The sequence below is a fragment of the Sinanaerobacter chloroacetimidivorans genome (assembly GCF_018128545.1).
GTDB lineage: Bacteria > Bacillota > Clostridia > Peptostreptococcales > Anaerovoracaceae > Sinanaerobacter > Sinanaerobacter chloroacetimidivorans.
The window spans coordinates 99,468-114,487 of the sequence record NZ_JAGSND010000005.1 but is presented as its reverse complement, the minus strand read 5'-3'; the positions used below and the strand labels follow the sequence as shown (position 1 = coordinate 114,487).

At 42.3% G+C, this 15,020-nt stretch carries 15 protein-coding genes; 1 reads left to right on the top strand and 14 read right to left on the bottom strand.

What is annotated here, in order from left to right:
- Nucleotides 1-38: 38 nt before the first annotated feature.
- From KCX82_RS09375 to KCX82_RS09330, 10 genes are all read right to left on the bottom strand, one after another.
- The gene (locus KCX82_RS09375) at nucleotides 39-893 is read right to left on the bottom strand and encodes a 3-hydroxyacyl-CoA dehydrogenase family protein (RefSeq protein ID WP_227018203.1); all 855 of its coding nucleotides are present in this window, start codon (nucleotides 891-893) and stop codon (nucleotides 39-41) included.
- Nucleotides 894-930: 37 nt separating this feature from the next.
- Nucleotides 931-1,698, bottom strand: a complete 768-nt coding sequence (locus KCX82_RS09370) for an acyl-CoA dehydratase activase (RefSeq protein WP_227018202.1) — start codon at nucleotides 1,696-1,698, stop codon at nucleotides 931-933.
- A 12-nt stretch (nucleotides 1,699-1,710) separates the two neighbouring features.
- A complete protein-coding gene (locus KCX82_RS09365) occupies nucleotides 1,711-2,841 on the bottom strand; it encodes a 2-hydroxyacyl-CoA dehydratase subunit D (RefSeq protein WP_227018201.1) in 1,131 nt (376 codons plus the stop codon).
- Nucleotides 2,841-4,064 (bottom strand): 2-hydroxyacyl-CoA dehydratase subunit D, encoded by a 1,224-nt coding sequence (locus KCX82_RS09360; RefSeq protein WP_227018200.1) that lies wholly within the window; start codon nucleotides 4,062-4,064, stop codon nucleotides 2,841-2,843. Before KCX82_RS09360 ends, KCX82_RS09365 begins: the two co-directional genes overlap by 1 nt.
- A 260-nt stretch (nucleotides 4,065-4,324) precedes the next feature.
- Complete coding sequence (locus tag KCX82_RS09355) at nucleotides 4,325-6,052, bottom strand: sigma 54-interacting transcriptional regulator (protein WP_227018199.1); 1,728 nt, start codon at nucleotides 6,050-6,052, stop codon at nucleotides 4,325-4,327.
- Nucleotides 6,053-6,299: 247 nt separating this feature from the next.
- Nucleotides 6,300-7,934 (bottom strand): chaperonin GroEL, encoded by a 1,635-nt coding sequence (gene groL / locus KCX82_RS09350; protein ID WP_227018198.1) that lies wholly within the window; start codon nucleotides 7,932-7,934, stop codon nucleotides 6,300-6,302.
- 48 nt (nucleotides 7,935-7,982) lie between these two features.
- On the bottom strand, nucleotides 7,983-8,267 hold the full coding sequence (gene groES, locus KCX82_RS09345; protein WP_227018197.1) for a co-chaperone GroES: 285 nt from the start codon (nucleotides 8,265-8,267) through the stop codon (nucleotides 7,983-7,985).
- Between the two features lie 211 nt (nucleotides 8,268-8,478).
- Nucleotides 8,479-9,165, bottom strand: a complete 687-nt coding sequence (locus KCX82_RS09340; protein ID WP_227018196.1) for a DUF554 domain-containing protein — start codon at nucleotides 9,163-9,165, stop codon at nucleotides 8,479-8,481.
- 78 nt (nucleotides 9,166-9,243) lie between these two features.
- Nucleotides 9,244-10,128, bottom strand: a complete 885-nt coding sequence (locus KCX82_RS09335) for a DNA-3-methyladenine glycosylase family protein (protein WP_227018195.1) — start codon at nucleotides 10,126-10,128, stop codon at nucleotides 9,244-9,246.
- 53 nt (nucleotides 10,129-10,181) lie between these two features.
- Nucleotides 10,182-10,988 carry an Asp23/Gls24 family envelope stress response protein gene (locus KCX82_RS09330; protein WP_227018194.1) on the bottom strand — a complete coding sequence of 269 codons (807 nt, stop codon included), beginning with the start codon at nucleotides 10,986-10,988 and terminating at the stop codon, nucleotides 10,182-10,184.
- 100 nt (nucleotides 10,989-11,088) lie between these two features.
- On the opposite strand from KCX82_RS09330, the gene KCX82_RS09325 reads away from it, so the two are divergent.
- Nucleotides 11,089-11,259: a 4Fe-4S binding protein gene (locus KCX82_RS09325; protein WP_227018193.1), complete on the top strand. Its 171-nt coding sequence runs from the start codon at nucleotides 11,089-11,091 to the stop codon at nucleotides 11,257-11,259.
- 112 nt (nucleotides 11,260-11,371) lie between these two features.
- Here the strand turns inward: KCX82_RS09325 and KCX82_RS09320 are convergent, their stop codons facing one another.
- From KCX82_RS09320 to KCX82_RS09305, 4 genes are all read right to left on the bottom strand, one after another.
- A complete protein-coding gene (locus KCX82_RS09320) occupies nucleotides 11,372-12,016 on the bottom strand; it encodes a redox-sensing transcriptional repressor Rex (protein WP_227018192.1) in 645 nt (214 codons plus the stop codon).
- Nucleotides 12,017-12,177: 161 nt separating this feature from the next.
- On the bottom strand, nucleotides 12,178-12,408 hold the full coding sequence (gene acpP / locus KCX82_RS09315; RefSeq protein WP_227018191.1) for an acyl carrier protein: 231 nt from the start codon (nucleotides 12,406-12,408) through the stop codon (nucleotides 12,178-12,180).
- A 120-nt stretch (nucleotides 12,409-12,528) separates the two neighbouring features.
- Nucleotides 12,529-14,517, bottom strand: coding sequence for an ABC-F family ATP-binding cassette domain-containing protein (locus KCX82_RS09310; protein WP_227018190.1), 1,989 nt, complete (start codon nucleotides 14,515-14,517; stop codon nucleotides 12,529-12,531).
- Between the two features lie 7 nt (nucleotides 14,518-14,524).
- On the bottom strand, nucleotides 14,525-15,020 hold a 496-nt coding region (locus KCX82_RS09305; RefSeq protein ID WP_319633342.1), incomplete at its 5' end, for a Kae1-like domain-containing protein.

Sequence of the window (15,020 nt, the reverse complement as noted above, 5' to 3'; positions counted from 1 at the left end):
TTCCTCCGTTTCATCTCGAGAAAAAAGGATTATCAGGTTTAATATTGATAGAATCCCTTTTTGCTCTTTCTCCCGTACTCACCTCTTGCATATCTTTCTACAATGGCAGGGCTGGGTTTATCCGACAGGTCCCCTGTCATCCTATATTTCTCAGTCAATACGTCATACTCCAAATCAATTCCCGTCATATCCAAAAGTTCAAAGGGGCCCATGGGATGTGACAGGCCGAACTTTACCGCCTTGTCGATATCTTCGAAGGAGGCAACGCCCTGGTCGTACATATAGCATGCCTCTTTTGTTATGGCACTGAAGATGCGGTTTACGATAAAACCATAGATTTCCTTATTCACAAGCGCCGGCACTTTCCCAATCGATTCTACGAAAGCAAGCATGGTTTCGATGGTTTCCTCACTGCAATGGGGACCTTTCACAACCTCTACCAGCTTCATGATCAATGCCGGATTGAAGAAATGAAGATTTAATACGTTTTCCGGATGTGATACAACATCACAGAATTTGGAGCTTACTATGTAAGAACTATTGCTGGCGAAAATCGTATGGTCGGGTGTCAGCGCATCGATTTGTTTCAGAATGGCTCTTTTGACTTCCAATACGTCCACCACTGCTTCTATGACCAGATCCACATCTTTGACTGCTGCCGCCAGATCCGTTGTAAACGTAAGACGGCTTTGGATTCCGGCAGTCTCCGCTTCGGTCATTTTTCCCTTTGCCACACTTTTCTCAAACCAGCCTTTTGAAAAGGCTTCTGCCTTTTCCACAGTTTCTGCTTTTCTGGAATAACAGGTAACTTCATAACCGGAAATCGCCACTTGCATTGCGATTTGATTTCCCATCGTTCCCCCGCCTACCATTGCGACTTTTTTAATATTCATAATTTCCTCCATTTCCCACAGGCTTAAGCCCGGTATCTTAATCCATTTCCAATGCGAAGATTGCTGCCCCCAGAGCACCCATAGCCTGAGGATCCTCTAATCTGATAATTGAATGTTTAATTTCTTTTTCTATTGCTGTGACCACATTGTAATTTAGGGCAACGCCACCGGTCATCACCACAGCATCTGCAATTCCGATTCGATTACATAGGCCTGCAATTCTTTGGGCGATAGAGGTATGCGCTCCCAGCGCCACATCTTCCACACTTTTTCCGGAAGCAAGCTGAGAGATCACCTCTGATTCTGCAAATACAGTACAGGTATTACTAATCACAACACCAGGTTTTCCTTTGGCTGCCAGTCTGGCAAGATCTTGTATTTTACAGTCCAGAACTCTTGCCATCACTTCCAGAAATCTTCCCGTCCCTGCAGCGCATTTTTCATTCATTACGAAATTCTCCACTGTTCCGTTCACCGATACACGAATCACTTTGGCATCCTGCCCACCGATATCAATGATGGTGCTTGCATCCGGCCATAAATGTTTTACGCCCTTGGCATGGCAGCTAATTTCGGTTATCTGCCTGTCCGCACCTTCATACATCATTCTGCCGTAGCCTGTTACCACGCACTTTTTGATATCCTCTTTTTCGATTCCAGCCTGCTCTAATGCCATGGTAACGGATAACTGGGGCCCTTTGCTTCCTGTACCGATATTGACGATCCCTTCCCCGCAGACAACACCGTTTGTGTCGATAATCACAGCCTTTGAGGAAGAGGAGCCAATGTCTACTCCTAAATACATATTGTTTCTCCTTTATGCCAACATTTCTGCAAAGCTTTGGATTCTGGTTCTCAATTGCTCCAAGGAATCCATCTGCTGTTCTATCTCTATATACAAAGTGGGGATTTCTTTTAACTGCAACTCTTTCTTGATGATAGGATAGTCAAACTCTTCGGGATCACAGAATTTTAATTGGCAGAAGATAATGCCATCTGCATCATACTTCTTTACCATGTCGATGAGCATGCTGCCTCTGGACTTTGCTTCGTCATACAAAAAGGCGCATCCGTCCTGCAAGGCAAGCCTCTCAGTCATTCTGTCTAGCGCATCTCCTTTTTTGGGAGCAATGGACCGAAACTGCCTGGATTCATGTGCCAGGTCATCTGCAACAATAACCATACCGTTTTCCGTCAAAATATCCAACATGCCTTGTGGTTCGCTGATTAATCCGGTAATGATGATCTTTTTCTTTTTCCCCTGTTCCACCGGCATTTTCTTGATCTCCTGAATCAGTTTTTTCAACTTTTCTGTATAGATTTTCTTATCCATAAAATAGGCTGCTTTAATGATTAAATGTCTTCGCTTTGCGGAAAGGAGTTCCTGATGCTCCGGAACAAGATCAACAAATTCCTGCATGGTTCTTCTATACTCATCATATAGCTCTACGCTCTCTTCCAGTGCTTTGACGGTGATCTCCCTTCCCGTCACCTTTTCCAGCTCAGCAATGACTCTCATCAGCTCTTCCCTCATAAATTGTTTCCCTGCATCAATTTTTCTGTTTTGCGGATATACCATGGGAATCAAGCAGAGCTGCGGCAAGGCCACTTTCCAGTTTTCTACAATACACTTGAGAGTATCGCAGAAGGTGGTAAGAATGACCGCAGAAAGGAAATCATAGCTCCCGATCAATGCCTGTTCCGTGTTTGCTTTCATAATGGAGCAGCAAAAGCTTTGAAGATATCTATCTGATTGCCTGCCAACGATTTGCCCTCCCCACATGCCAACGGGCAGCATTCCTGCAGCATATACAATCTCCTCCGGCGTGTATATCGGAAAGCATCCTACCGCTTCTTTCCCTGTCTCTTTCATGGATTTCAGAATGGATGGGCGGGGATTCTCTCCAATTTCCTCTAGCTCCCTTATCAGTTGCATCAAATCGTTCATTATCGTATCCCCCCATTCTTCTTTCTGGCTTCCATCATTTCCACCAATGCCTGGATTCTGGTTTCATACTGCGCAAGAGAAAATGCCCTGGGATCCGTCTGATCCCCGTCAAAGATGACGGAAGGAATACCGGTTGCTGCTTCCACCCTGCGCTGTACTTCAAACTGTCTGAAGTCCATCAGTTTACAGCTTCGGTTGGAATGATAAATAATTCCGTCTAAACTGAAGTCCTTCACAATATTGATGATGTTATCCGCTCCAAAATCAAGATTTCTGTTTACATAATTGGAACTGTAGGCTCTTGCCATTCCATCCAGATCATTTTCCTCATAAACGATATACCAGGAGTCCGGATAGGTGGAGGTCACCATGTTGATGCCGTTTTTCTTCAGGACCTTATACGTATCGGCGAGATACGGCCAGCATGCGATGCCGTCCCACATTACCCTGTACTTTTCTTCTCCGTCCTTCCATGGACCAATTCCCTTTTCACTCTTTTCTGCCAGCTCGTCGTGCCAGAGCTTGAAAAGTTCCAGCCCTTCTCTTGTTCCCCGCATACATACGATGGTTGCCATATAATTGAACAAGTCAAATCCGTTCAGCGGCGAAGGTTTTGCCCTGGCTAACAGAGATGCTTTTTTCCACCACTTTGATGTTTCCGAAGAAATTTTCATAACTTCCCGGAACCGGTCATAATCAAACCGCTGTTCGGTAATTTCCTCCAATTGTGCAATGGCGTGAAGAAACTGCCCTTTTATGTATTTCACGTTCTGATCATTCACCTCATATTGGTGGTTAAATGGCAGATCGAACAAAATCATCGGGATATTTAATTCTTTGGCGATATTTTCATACCATTTGATTACCGTGTTACAGATGTTGTTGCAGCAAAAGATAAAATCCGGCAGCGGCATATTTGCTGCTTCACATTCCTGAATGTCCATATATGCAAGATTGACTCTGGCATAGGAACAGATATCCACGGAATAACCGTTCCCTTCTGAGTGATTAATGAATTGCTGTGCATGCTTCCTGGCACCGATGGCGGCAGCATGATTTTCAGGATAGACAACATGAATGCCCATGGTTTCAAGAAGCTCCTGGGGTGCTATGGAAGTTGACCAAGCGATTTTTTTCCCTTCAGCTTTTGCCTGCAAGGCATCTGCATAATGTTTATCCAGCAATTCGCCTAACAATTGCTTTGATGTCTTCTGCTCTTCCAATTTGATACCTCCTATTTCTCTATCATCGAATGTTCTGCATTTTCTCATCTCCTATATGAGCAACGCCTGTGCCAACTTTCAGGTTCTCATCCAAATAAAAAAATAGAGAATCTGAAAATATTACAAATACACGGATTGTCGTGATTTATAATTTTCAGATTCTCTTATTTGTTCGTTTATTCAACTATTTTCTGACGAAATGATCCTGCGGAAACGATGCATTTATACATCGTTTCCCATATGTTTTTAGCAGTTTTACATCATAGGTTGTACTTTTTTAGTTTCCGAATGATGGTAGATTGATCTACTTTAAGAATTTCTGCCATTTTTCGGCTGGATCCGTATTTCTTTTTTGCATCAGTCAATATTCTAAGCTCGACTTGATCCAAAGCCTCTTGCAAAGAAAGCATCTCATCCTTTTTGGCATCTGCTGCTGATGAGGCTGTGGAAAGCCATGGCAGATCATTGAGCTGCAAATATTCATTGTTGCTCACTACCACCATATTTTCAATGACATTCTTCAGTTGTCTGATGCTGCCCGGCCAAGAGTAGGATTCCAGTTCCTTCATGACTTCATAGGTAAATTTCTTGTTCTGCCCATAAAGCCGGTTAAATTTATGTATAAATTTTAACGCCAAAGGTGCAATGTCAGCAGTGCGTTCCCTGAGTGGCGGGATCTCAAGACTTACCACATTGAGCCGGTAAAACAAGTCGTCACGGAAGGTTCCTTCTTCTACCTTTTCCGTCAGTTTCTTATTGGTGGCTGCTATCACTCTGATATTTACCGGTATCGCTGCAGAGGAGCCCAGTCTGGTTATAGTCCGGGTTTCCAATGCTCTCAGCAGTTTTACCTGAAGATTTAAGCTCATTTCCCCAATTTCATCCAAAAAGAGCGTACCACCGTCAGCAGCCTCAAATAAACCTGCTTTACCGCCCTTTGCCGCACCGGTAAAGGCGCCATCCACATAGCCAAAGAGCTCAGATTCCAGCAGCTGTTCAGGAATGGCCCCACAGTTGACGGCAACAAAGGGACGGTCCTTCTTTAGCGTATTCTCATTGTGAATATAGTTGGCTACCACTTCCTTCCCTACACCGGATTCACCGGATATCAAAACAGTGGTATTAAAATTACTGATCTTTTTCGCCAGGGAATAAATTTCTTTCATTTTCTCATCCACCACAACCAGGTCACTGTTTTTATCTGAAAAGGAATCATCTTCCTCTGTGCTTTGCTGAAAATATATTTTTTCCATTTCTTTAGCTTTGGACAGTTCCGCACGAAGCTCGTAAATCTCAGAAATATCTCTGGAGTTGATCACGACTTTCTTTATATTTCCTTCCCCATCAAAGATGGGAGTTCCTGTGACCATGATATTCTTTCCATGCTGGGTTGTATGATGAAGAGATACAGGCTGTCTCTGCTCGATTGCCAGCAGAGCTACAGAATTTTTCATCCAAATCGGATTGATGAGCTCTTTCATGTTATGTCCGATAAGTTCTTCCTTTTTAATAGCCGTATTTCGCACATACGATTGATTTACAAGCAATACATTGGCCTCTCCATCTGTAACGAGAATACCATCAAAAGAACCTTCTATTATCTCCTGAAGCTCTGCCATGATCTGCTCAGTCCGCTCTAGCTCCGTCGCCAGCGCCAGTGCCTCATAGTAATCATGCATGATAAAGACACGATTTTTTCTTGTTTCGAAATTTTCGTCCTTTTCATGATTTTCAAAATATCTTACGCACAGGTTCTTCTCATTGATTTCAATACGATTCAGTTTATCTTCATCAAGAGCATCTCGATAGGGCTTCATTTGAGGGAATACTTCAAAAAAACATTTCTCCATGGCATTCACTTTTTTAATACCCGTCAGACGTTCTGCTGCTGCATTAAAATATTTCACAACAAAGTTAGGGTCCGTAAAAACAATCCCGTTGGGAGACTGTTTAATAATTTTTTCATAATCCACATGTTTCGAAGCCATCTTTCATCCTCCTTCGCAGAATAAACCTGTTCTTAATTCCACATTATAACAGAAATGAATGTTGATACAAGTGCAATAAACAAATAAAAAACCGTACCAACGCTGCCATTTTCTTTTCCAATTATGATCCATCCTGCTCAGCCGAAGGTTTTCTTATGGCAAAAAATAGGACTCCCTGTGGATCCACAGGGAGTCTTGCATTCAGCTTTTTATACGATTTATTTATCTCGGATCGAGCGATGCGAAATTACATCATTCCGCCCATTCCACCCATTCCGCCGCCCATTGGAGGCATCATTGGTTCATCTTTTTTAATGTCTGTCACGCATGCTTCTGTTGTCAGCAGCATGGAGGATGCTGATGCAGCATTTTGAAGAGCAGATCTGGTTACCTTAGCCGGATCAACGATACCAGCTGCGATCATGTCCTCGTACTTTTCTGTGGAAGCATTAAAGCCTACACCTGCATTGCTGCCCTTGATCTTAGCTACTACTACGGAGCCTTCAAATCCGGCATTTTCTGCAATCTGTCTTACCGGTTCTTCCAGAGCTCTCTGAATGATAACCGCACCTGTCTTCTCGTCGCCGGAGAGGCTTTCTACATATTTTTCTACCGCAGGAATCGTATTGACCAGAGCAACTCCACCGCCGGATACATAACCTTCCTCAACAGCAGCTCTTGTCGCATTCAATGCATCTTCGATTCTCAGCTTTCTTTCTTTCAATTCAGTTTCGGTGGCAGCTCCAACCTGGATAACAGCAACTCCGCCGGACAGTTTTGCCAGTCTTTCCTGAAGTTTTTCTCTGTCAAAGTCAGAAGTGGTTTCTTCAATCTGCGCTTTGATCTGGTTGATTCTGGCGGCAATTTCCTTCTGGTCGCCTGCACCGTCAACGATAACGGTATTTTCTTTATTCACCTTAACAGTGTTGGCAGTTCCCAGCATGTCAATGGTAGCTTCCTTCAGGTCATAACCTAATTCTTCGGTGATTACCTGGCCGCCGGTCAAGGCTGCGATATCAGCCAGCATTGCTTTTCTTCTTTCACCAAAGCCAGGAGCTTTTACAGCGATGCATTCGAAAGTTCCTCTGAGCTTGTTGAGAACCAGAGTAGCAAGAGCTTCGCCTTCAACATCTTCTGCAATGATCAGGAGCTTTCTTCCCTGCTGAACGATCTGTTCTAAAATTGGCAGGAGTTCCTGTATATTTGAAATCTTTTTATCTGTAATTAAAATATATGGATTGGAAAGAACCGCTTCCATTTTTTCAGTGTCGGTAACCATATAAGCGGACAGATATCCTCTGTCAAACTGCATACCTTCTACTACCTCAAGAGTTGTTCCCATGGATTTGGATTCTTCAACAGTGATAACGCCGTCTTTTCCTACCTTATCCATAGCCTCTGCTATCAGCGCACCGATTTCATCATCTCCGGCAGAAACGGAAGCAACCTGAGCGATGCTTTCCTTGCCTTCAACTGTATGAGCAAGCTTTTTGATTTCTTCTACAGCTACGTCTACAGCACCCTTGATTCCTCTCTTCAGGATCATAGGATTGGCTCCTGCGGCAACATTTTTAAATCCTTCTTTAATGATGATCTGCGCTAAAAGAGTAGCAGTTGTTGTTCCGTCACCGGCAATGTCATTCGTCTTGGTAGCAACCTCTTTTACAAGCTGTGCTCCCATATTTTCAAATGGATCTTCCAGTTCAATTTCCTTTGCGATGGTTACACCGTCATTTGTGATCAGTGGTGAGCCGAATTTTTTATCAAGAAGAACATTTCTTCCTTTGGGTCCAAGTGTTATTTTTACTGTATTAGCAAGCTGATCTACACCTGCCTGCAGTTTTCTTCTGGCTTCTTCGCCATAGTTGATCTGTTTTGCCATTTTCTATCTCTCCTTTTTAATATGTCTTTTTTTATCCTCGTCCTGATTTTAGCCTACGATTGCCAAGATATCTCTTTGTGAAAGAATCGTGTATTCTTCACCTTCATATTTAATTTCAGTTCCAGCATATTTGGAGAATATGACAACGTCTCCAACTTTGACTTCCATGGTAATTTCCTTACCATCTACAACGCCCCCTGGTCCTACTGCAACAATTTCTGCCATCTGAGGCTGTTCCTTCGCCTGTCCCGGAAGCACGATACCACTTTTGGTTTTTTCCTCTGCTTCTAATCTTTTAATAACAACTCTGTCGCCTAATGGTTTCACATTCATTCTTAAAATCTCCTCTCCTTGTTAGTTATTTGTGCACAAATGTACTTTTTAGCCTGCCCGATTTGCAGGGCAAATAAAGGCAGACTGATATATTGATTTTCATTTTTAACTTGTTAGCACTCTTTACGAGTGAGTGCTAAGACTAATTTAATATGTTACCACAAAAATGTCAATACTTTTTCCTAAAATTTCTTTATGAATTTTTATATGCTTACAGAAAAGCAGCCTCAATTGCCAAAAAAAGCCAAGGTAAAAAAATTGCCGGTATCATGTTTGCAACTTTGATTTCCTTGATTTCGAGAAAATTAAAACCAAGTGCTGCAATGAGGAGGCTTCCCACCGCCGACATTTCCGTAATGATTTCTGTGGTAAGCATATCTTTTATAAATCCTGCACCTAAAGCAATGGCTCCTTCGTAAAGGAACACCGGTACGGCGGAAAAAGCTACGCCGATGCCCATGGTAGAAGCAAAGACAATAGAAATGACGCCGTCCAGAATTGATTTGGCAAAAAGCATTTCATGGTTCCCCTGCAAACCGCTCTGCATGGCGCCTACAATAGCCATAGAGCCTGTGCAAAACAGGATGCTGGCAGTAACGAAGCCCTTGGCAAAATTTCCTTCTCCAAAACCCATTTTCTTCTCTGCCCAGATTCCGATACGGTTCATTCCCTTATCAATATTAATCCATTCTCCAATGATACTCCCCATGACCAGACTGATGATCAGCAGCATCACTCGTTGATTTTCCATGGCACCTGCTATACCGATATACATAATGGAAAGACCTAGAGCCTTCTTGATGATTTCTTCAAATCTTTGCGGCAGGCCTTTTACCAGAAATCTTCCTACCAAAGCGCAAATAATTATAACGATTCCGTTGACAACTGGTCCTAACATGATACGATTCCTTTCTGGTCCGACCTTAATAGATTTCTTTTTCTTTATAACACAAAGGCAACAAGGCAGGGGTTATCATCACGCCTCATTATTTTTCTGACGTATATAATAGAAAAGATATTGTTGAGCGATACCGCCGTAATCTCCAAAGTGTTTAGAGGAATAAGCATACATCGCTTTCGTATCCGATTCTTCAATGCCGTATAATTGGGTCATGACTCTTCTGATCCATACATCCACAGGAAAACTTTTGGTTTTGCCCATAGAAAATAAGGAGATGCAATTGGCTACCTTGGGTCCTACTCCGCTAAGTCCAAGCAAATAGGAATGCGCCTCTTCATCGGAGGCTTCACCCATTCGGTTTAGCGTCTCCGTTCCGCCCGCTGATACCTTAACAGCCGTTTCAACTATGTATTTTGCACGGTATCCCAGCCGGCAGGGTTCAAGGTCCATTTCACTCAGCCCGGCAAGTACTTCAGGTTGGGGAAATGAGAAATATTTCCTTCCTCTATATGTACCTGCTTCTTCTCCGAATTTTTCACAAATTCCTTCTATACATTTTTTAATTCTCGGAATATTGTTATTTTGAGAGATAATAAAGGAAACCAAAGTTTCCCATTTCTCCTGATTTAATATTCTAAGTCCATAGCAGCAAGCGACGGCCTCTGTCATGATCTCATCTTCCAGGCATAATTGTCTTTTGATTTCACCATAATCCCGATCCAAATCAAAATAATGCTTCCATATTGTTTCATAATCAGACAGTGTCGTTTGATCCAGTACCAGAGTTTCCGAATCTTCAAAATAACTGACGTTGATCACCCTGCCATGAGCGATGCCTGTATAACTCCCATCCTCCTCTTTATTCCAACGGAAACATTGGCCGCAGTCAAATATATGATCCGGATGGAAATCCCTTACTCCCTGGATGATAACCTTACTGTCTTCTTCCCATATTTTCATTTTTAAATCCTCTTATTTGGCCCTTTTACTTTCGTTCTTTTCTTTTCGACCTCTTATTTCAGGCCTCTTATCTCTATGTCAACCGATCTGATATGAAAAGCAGTCATGGTTTCCACCTGCTTTGCAATTTTTTTCTGCAGATCCTTTGCAACGTCCATAAGTTTGATACCGTAACTCATCATGACCAGTACGGTAATACTGATTCCTTCGGAATTGCTGTCTGTGTTTACCCTCAAAATAGACTCCACGCCATCCGTTTCTCTGCCGATATAGTTCACAACATCCCCGATTACTTTGTCAGAGATGGAATAATCTCCAAGATAGCTATAGGTAGGGCGCACTACCGACCTTTCGGAAAAAGAAGCCTTGCCGCCTCTCCAACCTCTGAATATCCGCAGGGGATCCAGAAAATAACCGGAAAACTCTCGTTTCAGCTGGAAGGTAGGAACGGGAATTACATGCTTACCCAGCTCATGCCTTTGTTTTCTTGCGGCTTCTCTCTCGCTCTCCGAAGTGATGGCTTCTATTTGGATAATGCGTTCTATCTTCGGCAGCTCCAGTCTTTCAGCGATTCGATGCAGCATTTTAATGGAAGTGCCCAGGATCAGGATACTATCCGGCTGAATTTCTTTAATTTTATCAGCGACAGTTTTCCGATGCTCTTCATCGGTAAAAAGTGCCGTTTTAATTGCAGCAATTTTCGTACTTTGTCTTTTGGCAGAGATCCCTGCCATAATACTGTTTCCAAAAATGAACAGGCCATCATCAATTATGCTTTCGACATTTATTTCCCTGCATAAATTCATAGCCTGATAACTTTTTCCAGTTCCGCTTCGACCTACCAAACCGTATACTTTCACTGTTCTACCTCAAAATTATCTAAAATCGTATTGTTAAATTTTCATTCATCTGATATAATTATTCTACTTGTTTAAATCACTGTTTAAGGAGGAATTACATATGGCATACGTAATCAATGATTCTTGCATCAGCTGTGGAGCCTGTGAACCAGAATGTCCAACAGAAGCAATTTCAGCAGGAGATGACAGATACGTTATCGACGCTGACAAATGTATCGATTGCGGCGCATGCGCAAATGCATGTCCGGTTGATGCTCCAGTAGAAGGTTAATTGAAGCATTCAGCGACAATTATCAGAACCCTATTGAAAGCGAATGAATAACCGTTTCTAGCGAAACGGTTATTTTTTATTCCTTATACAGTTTCATTTTCATTTTCGAATCCTATGAATCTTTTTGTTTGTTGCGGTTGATGTAATAGGCAAGAGAATGCAGACTATCACTCAGATGAACATTTTCCAAAGCAATATCATCACTCAGATTCAGATCCGTCGGTGCAAAATTCCAAATGCCCTTAACACCCCCTGCACAAAGCTTATCAACAACTTCCTGTGCACTGTCTTTATTGGTGCAGATAATACCGATATCAATGGTATTATTTTTCATAAACTCATCAAGCATTTCATAATCCAGTACTTCAATGTCATTGATTCTAAGTCCGATCAATTTGGGATTTACATCAAACATAGCGGCAACTTTAAAACCAGACTTATAGTAGTGTGTGTAATTTGCAATGGCCTGACCCAAATTACCGGTACCTACTATAACCATTTTATATTCCTGATCCAGGCCGAGTATGGCGCTGATCTCATTGTAGAGACTCTGGATATTGTATCCATAGCCTTGCTGGCCAAAGCCTCCGAAATTATTTAAATCCTGTCTGATTTGAGACGCCGTATATCCGATTAAATTGCTAAGTTCATTGGATGAGATCCTGTCCACGTTTTTCTTTTGAAGATCATATAAATATCTCCGGTACCTTGGCAGTCTCTTAATTACTGCGCTTGAAATCTTTGAATTATCTTTCATCTTCTTTCCCTAACTTTACTTTATAGATTTGATATGATATTATAACACCATTTTTTCCAAGGCACAATACATAAATTGTCTGATAACTTTTTATCTAAGTCCTTTTCAGCCTTTCACTTAACGAAAAAACCCGCCGACTGCGGGTTTTTTCTTCTAATGTATTAGCTTAATTTTTCTTCTACATACTTAACAATGTCGCCTACGTTCTGGAACTTTTCTGCTTCTTCATCAGGAACTTCGATTTCGAATTCATCTTCGATTGCCATGATGATTTCCACTGCGTCTAAGGAATCTGCTTCCAGATCTTTCATAAGGCTAGTTTCCGGTGTAACGGCGGATTCATCTACTCCTAACTGCTCTACAATAATTTCTCTTATTTTTTCAAATGTCATGTTTTACCTCCATGTTATAAGCAATTCAATCTATTCTTGCTTTCAATGCTTCCTACGCTAAAACCTATTATAAGTTACTCTTTTAAATACTGCAACACCTTTTTCATTTTTTTTTATTTCTCACTCATGAACCAAAATCCAAGCTTCGTAGGTGTTGGACAAGAGTTCCTGAGCATTCTTTAAATTGTCTTGGTACAAGGCTATTTTCTCGTGATCCGAGTAGATTTCTTCCCTGCACATTTCACTCTGTATCCACTCAATTTTAGTTTCCAATTCAGCAATTGCAGCTTCCAGCCGTATCCGTTCTTTTTCCTTTCTTTTTTGCTGAGCCTGCAGCTCTTTGTCTCGCTTTCTGGCTTCCATTGGTGTAAGCCCGGCCGAATTCCCGTTTGAGCCGTTCCGAGGATCGCCGTCACTGTCATTCCCGTTCTCTGTCATTGCTCGTTTTCCCAACTCGTCAAGATAGCTTTTTGCGGAACCCAGCGACTGCTTCTTTTCCATATAATAATCATACCCGCCTAAATAGTTTGTGACACCATTCTCAGATAATTCTAGGATTCTAGTGGGAATTTTATTCAAAAAATATCGGTCATGTGATACGACGATCAATGTTCCCGGATAATTTAACAGGGAATCTTCAAAAACTTCCTTAGATGCAATATCCAGGTGATTGGTTGGTTCATCCATCAGCAGCAGATTTGCGCCGGAAAGCATCAGCTTCAGGAGAGAAAGTCTTGCCTTCTCGCCTCCGCTTAATGAACCGACCTGTTGAAAAACAGTATCATTCTTAAAATAAAACCTGCCCAGCAGACTTCTGACTTCCGTATCGGTATAAAGCCGATATGCCGAATGGACTTCTTCCAGTACGGTCTTGCTGTAATCCAAACTGCTTTGCTCCTGATCATAATATCCAAAAACAATATTATGACCGAGCTTCACATAACCCTGATCCGGCGATGCCTGATCCATCAGGATCTTCAGTAAAGTTGTTTTTCCGATTCCGTTAGGTCCAACGAGACATATTCTCTCTCCCCGTTTGATATCCAGATCAACATTGCGAAACAGCTGACGCTTTTTCTCCCCGTATCCGAAACTTTTCGCTAAATCCTTAACGAGAATGACGTCATTGCCGCTTTGATGGTTTTGGCGGAATTGAATTTTCATCCTGCCTTGGGAGATTTCCGGCTTTTCCAGCACTTCAAGATGGGTAAGGCGTTTTTCTCTGGATGCCGCACGCTTTGCCAGTTTTTCTGTTCCATGCTGTTTGAACCTTCGTATGATCTCCTCCTGTCTTTGGATTTCTTTTTGCTGATGTTCATATTTACGGAATTCGTCCTCTTCTTTTTGCCTCTTTTTCTCAGCAAAAATAGAGTAATTTCCTTCATATGTAAAGAGTTTATGATTTTGAATTTCAAAGATTCGATTTACCGTCTGGTCCAGAAAATAACGATCATGGGAAATTAATACGACGGTCCCCGAATATGCCTTCAGGTACTGCTCCAGCCATTTCAGCGTTCCAATGTCCAAATGATTGGTAGGCTCGTCCAAAAGCAATAAATCCGGCTTTTTCAAAAGTAAAGCAGCCAGGGCCAGCCTGGTTCTTTCCCCTCCGCTCAGCAGAGAGATTTTTTTATGGAAAAACTCCTCCGGAAAGGCCATACTGTTTAGAATTCCATGGATTTCACTTTTATATCCATAGCCGTTTCTTTTCTGAAAAGCTTCTGTCATATCGTCCAATTCATGAAGCAGCCTGTCAACCTCTTCCCCTGCCGCAGAGCGCTGTGAGATCTCATGTGACAGGCGCAGCATATTCTCTTCCATCTCAATCAGATCCTGAAAGATCAGAAGCATTTCTTCATACACGGTTTTGTCCGAATTGAAATTATCGCTCTGCCTTAGGTACCCCATTGTGGTTTGATTGGACACAAAAAAATCACCCGAATCATAAGCCAGTCGGCCTGAAAGGATGTTCAGCAATGTGGTTTTACCCGCTCCGTTGGCTCCCACGATACCGATTCGATCGCCCTGATTGATATGAAAGGAGACCTCGGTCAGAATAGGGTCTATCCCATATGTTTTTGTAATATTATTGGCTGATAAAATAATCATAACATTCCTATAAAGCTAAATTAGGATAGGCATCCAGATAAAAATTATCCGTGATTCCCGCCTGGTATTTATAATACGCCGCACACCCGATCATCCCGGCATTATCGGTACATAAAACCGGAGAGGGATAATATAGTGCCAGTCCCTTATTATCACAGGCTTCCTGCAGCATGCGGCGAAGGAGACTGTTTGCCGCAACACCGCCTGCCAATACAATTTTATCTTTTTTCATGCGCTCCGCTGCGGTAATGGCTTTCGAAACGATCACTTCAATCACTGCCATCTGGAAACTGGCAGCAATATCCGGGACGTTGATTTCAGCACCTTTCAGTTTTTGCGTATTCAGATAATTCAGTACACCGGTTTTGATGCCGCTGAAACTGAAATCCAGACTATCCTTTTCTAAGTAAACACGTTTAAATTCAACAGCATTGGGGTTACCCTGCTTTGCCACCTGATCAATCAGAGGTCCTCCGGGATATCCCAGGCCCAACACTCTGGCT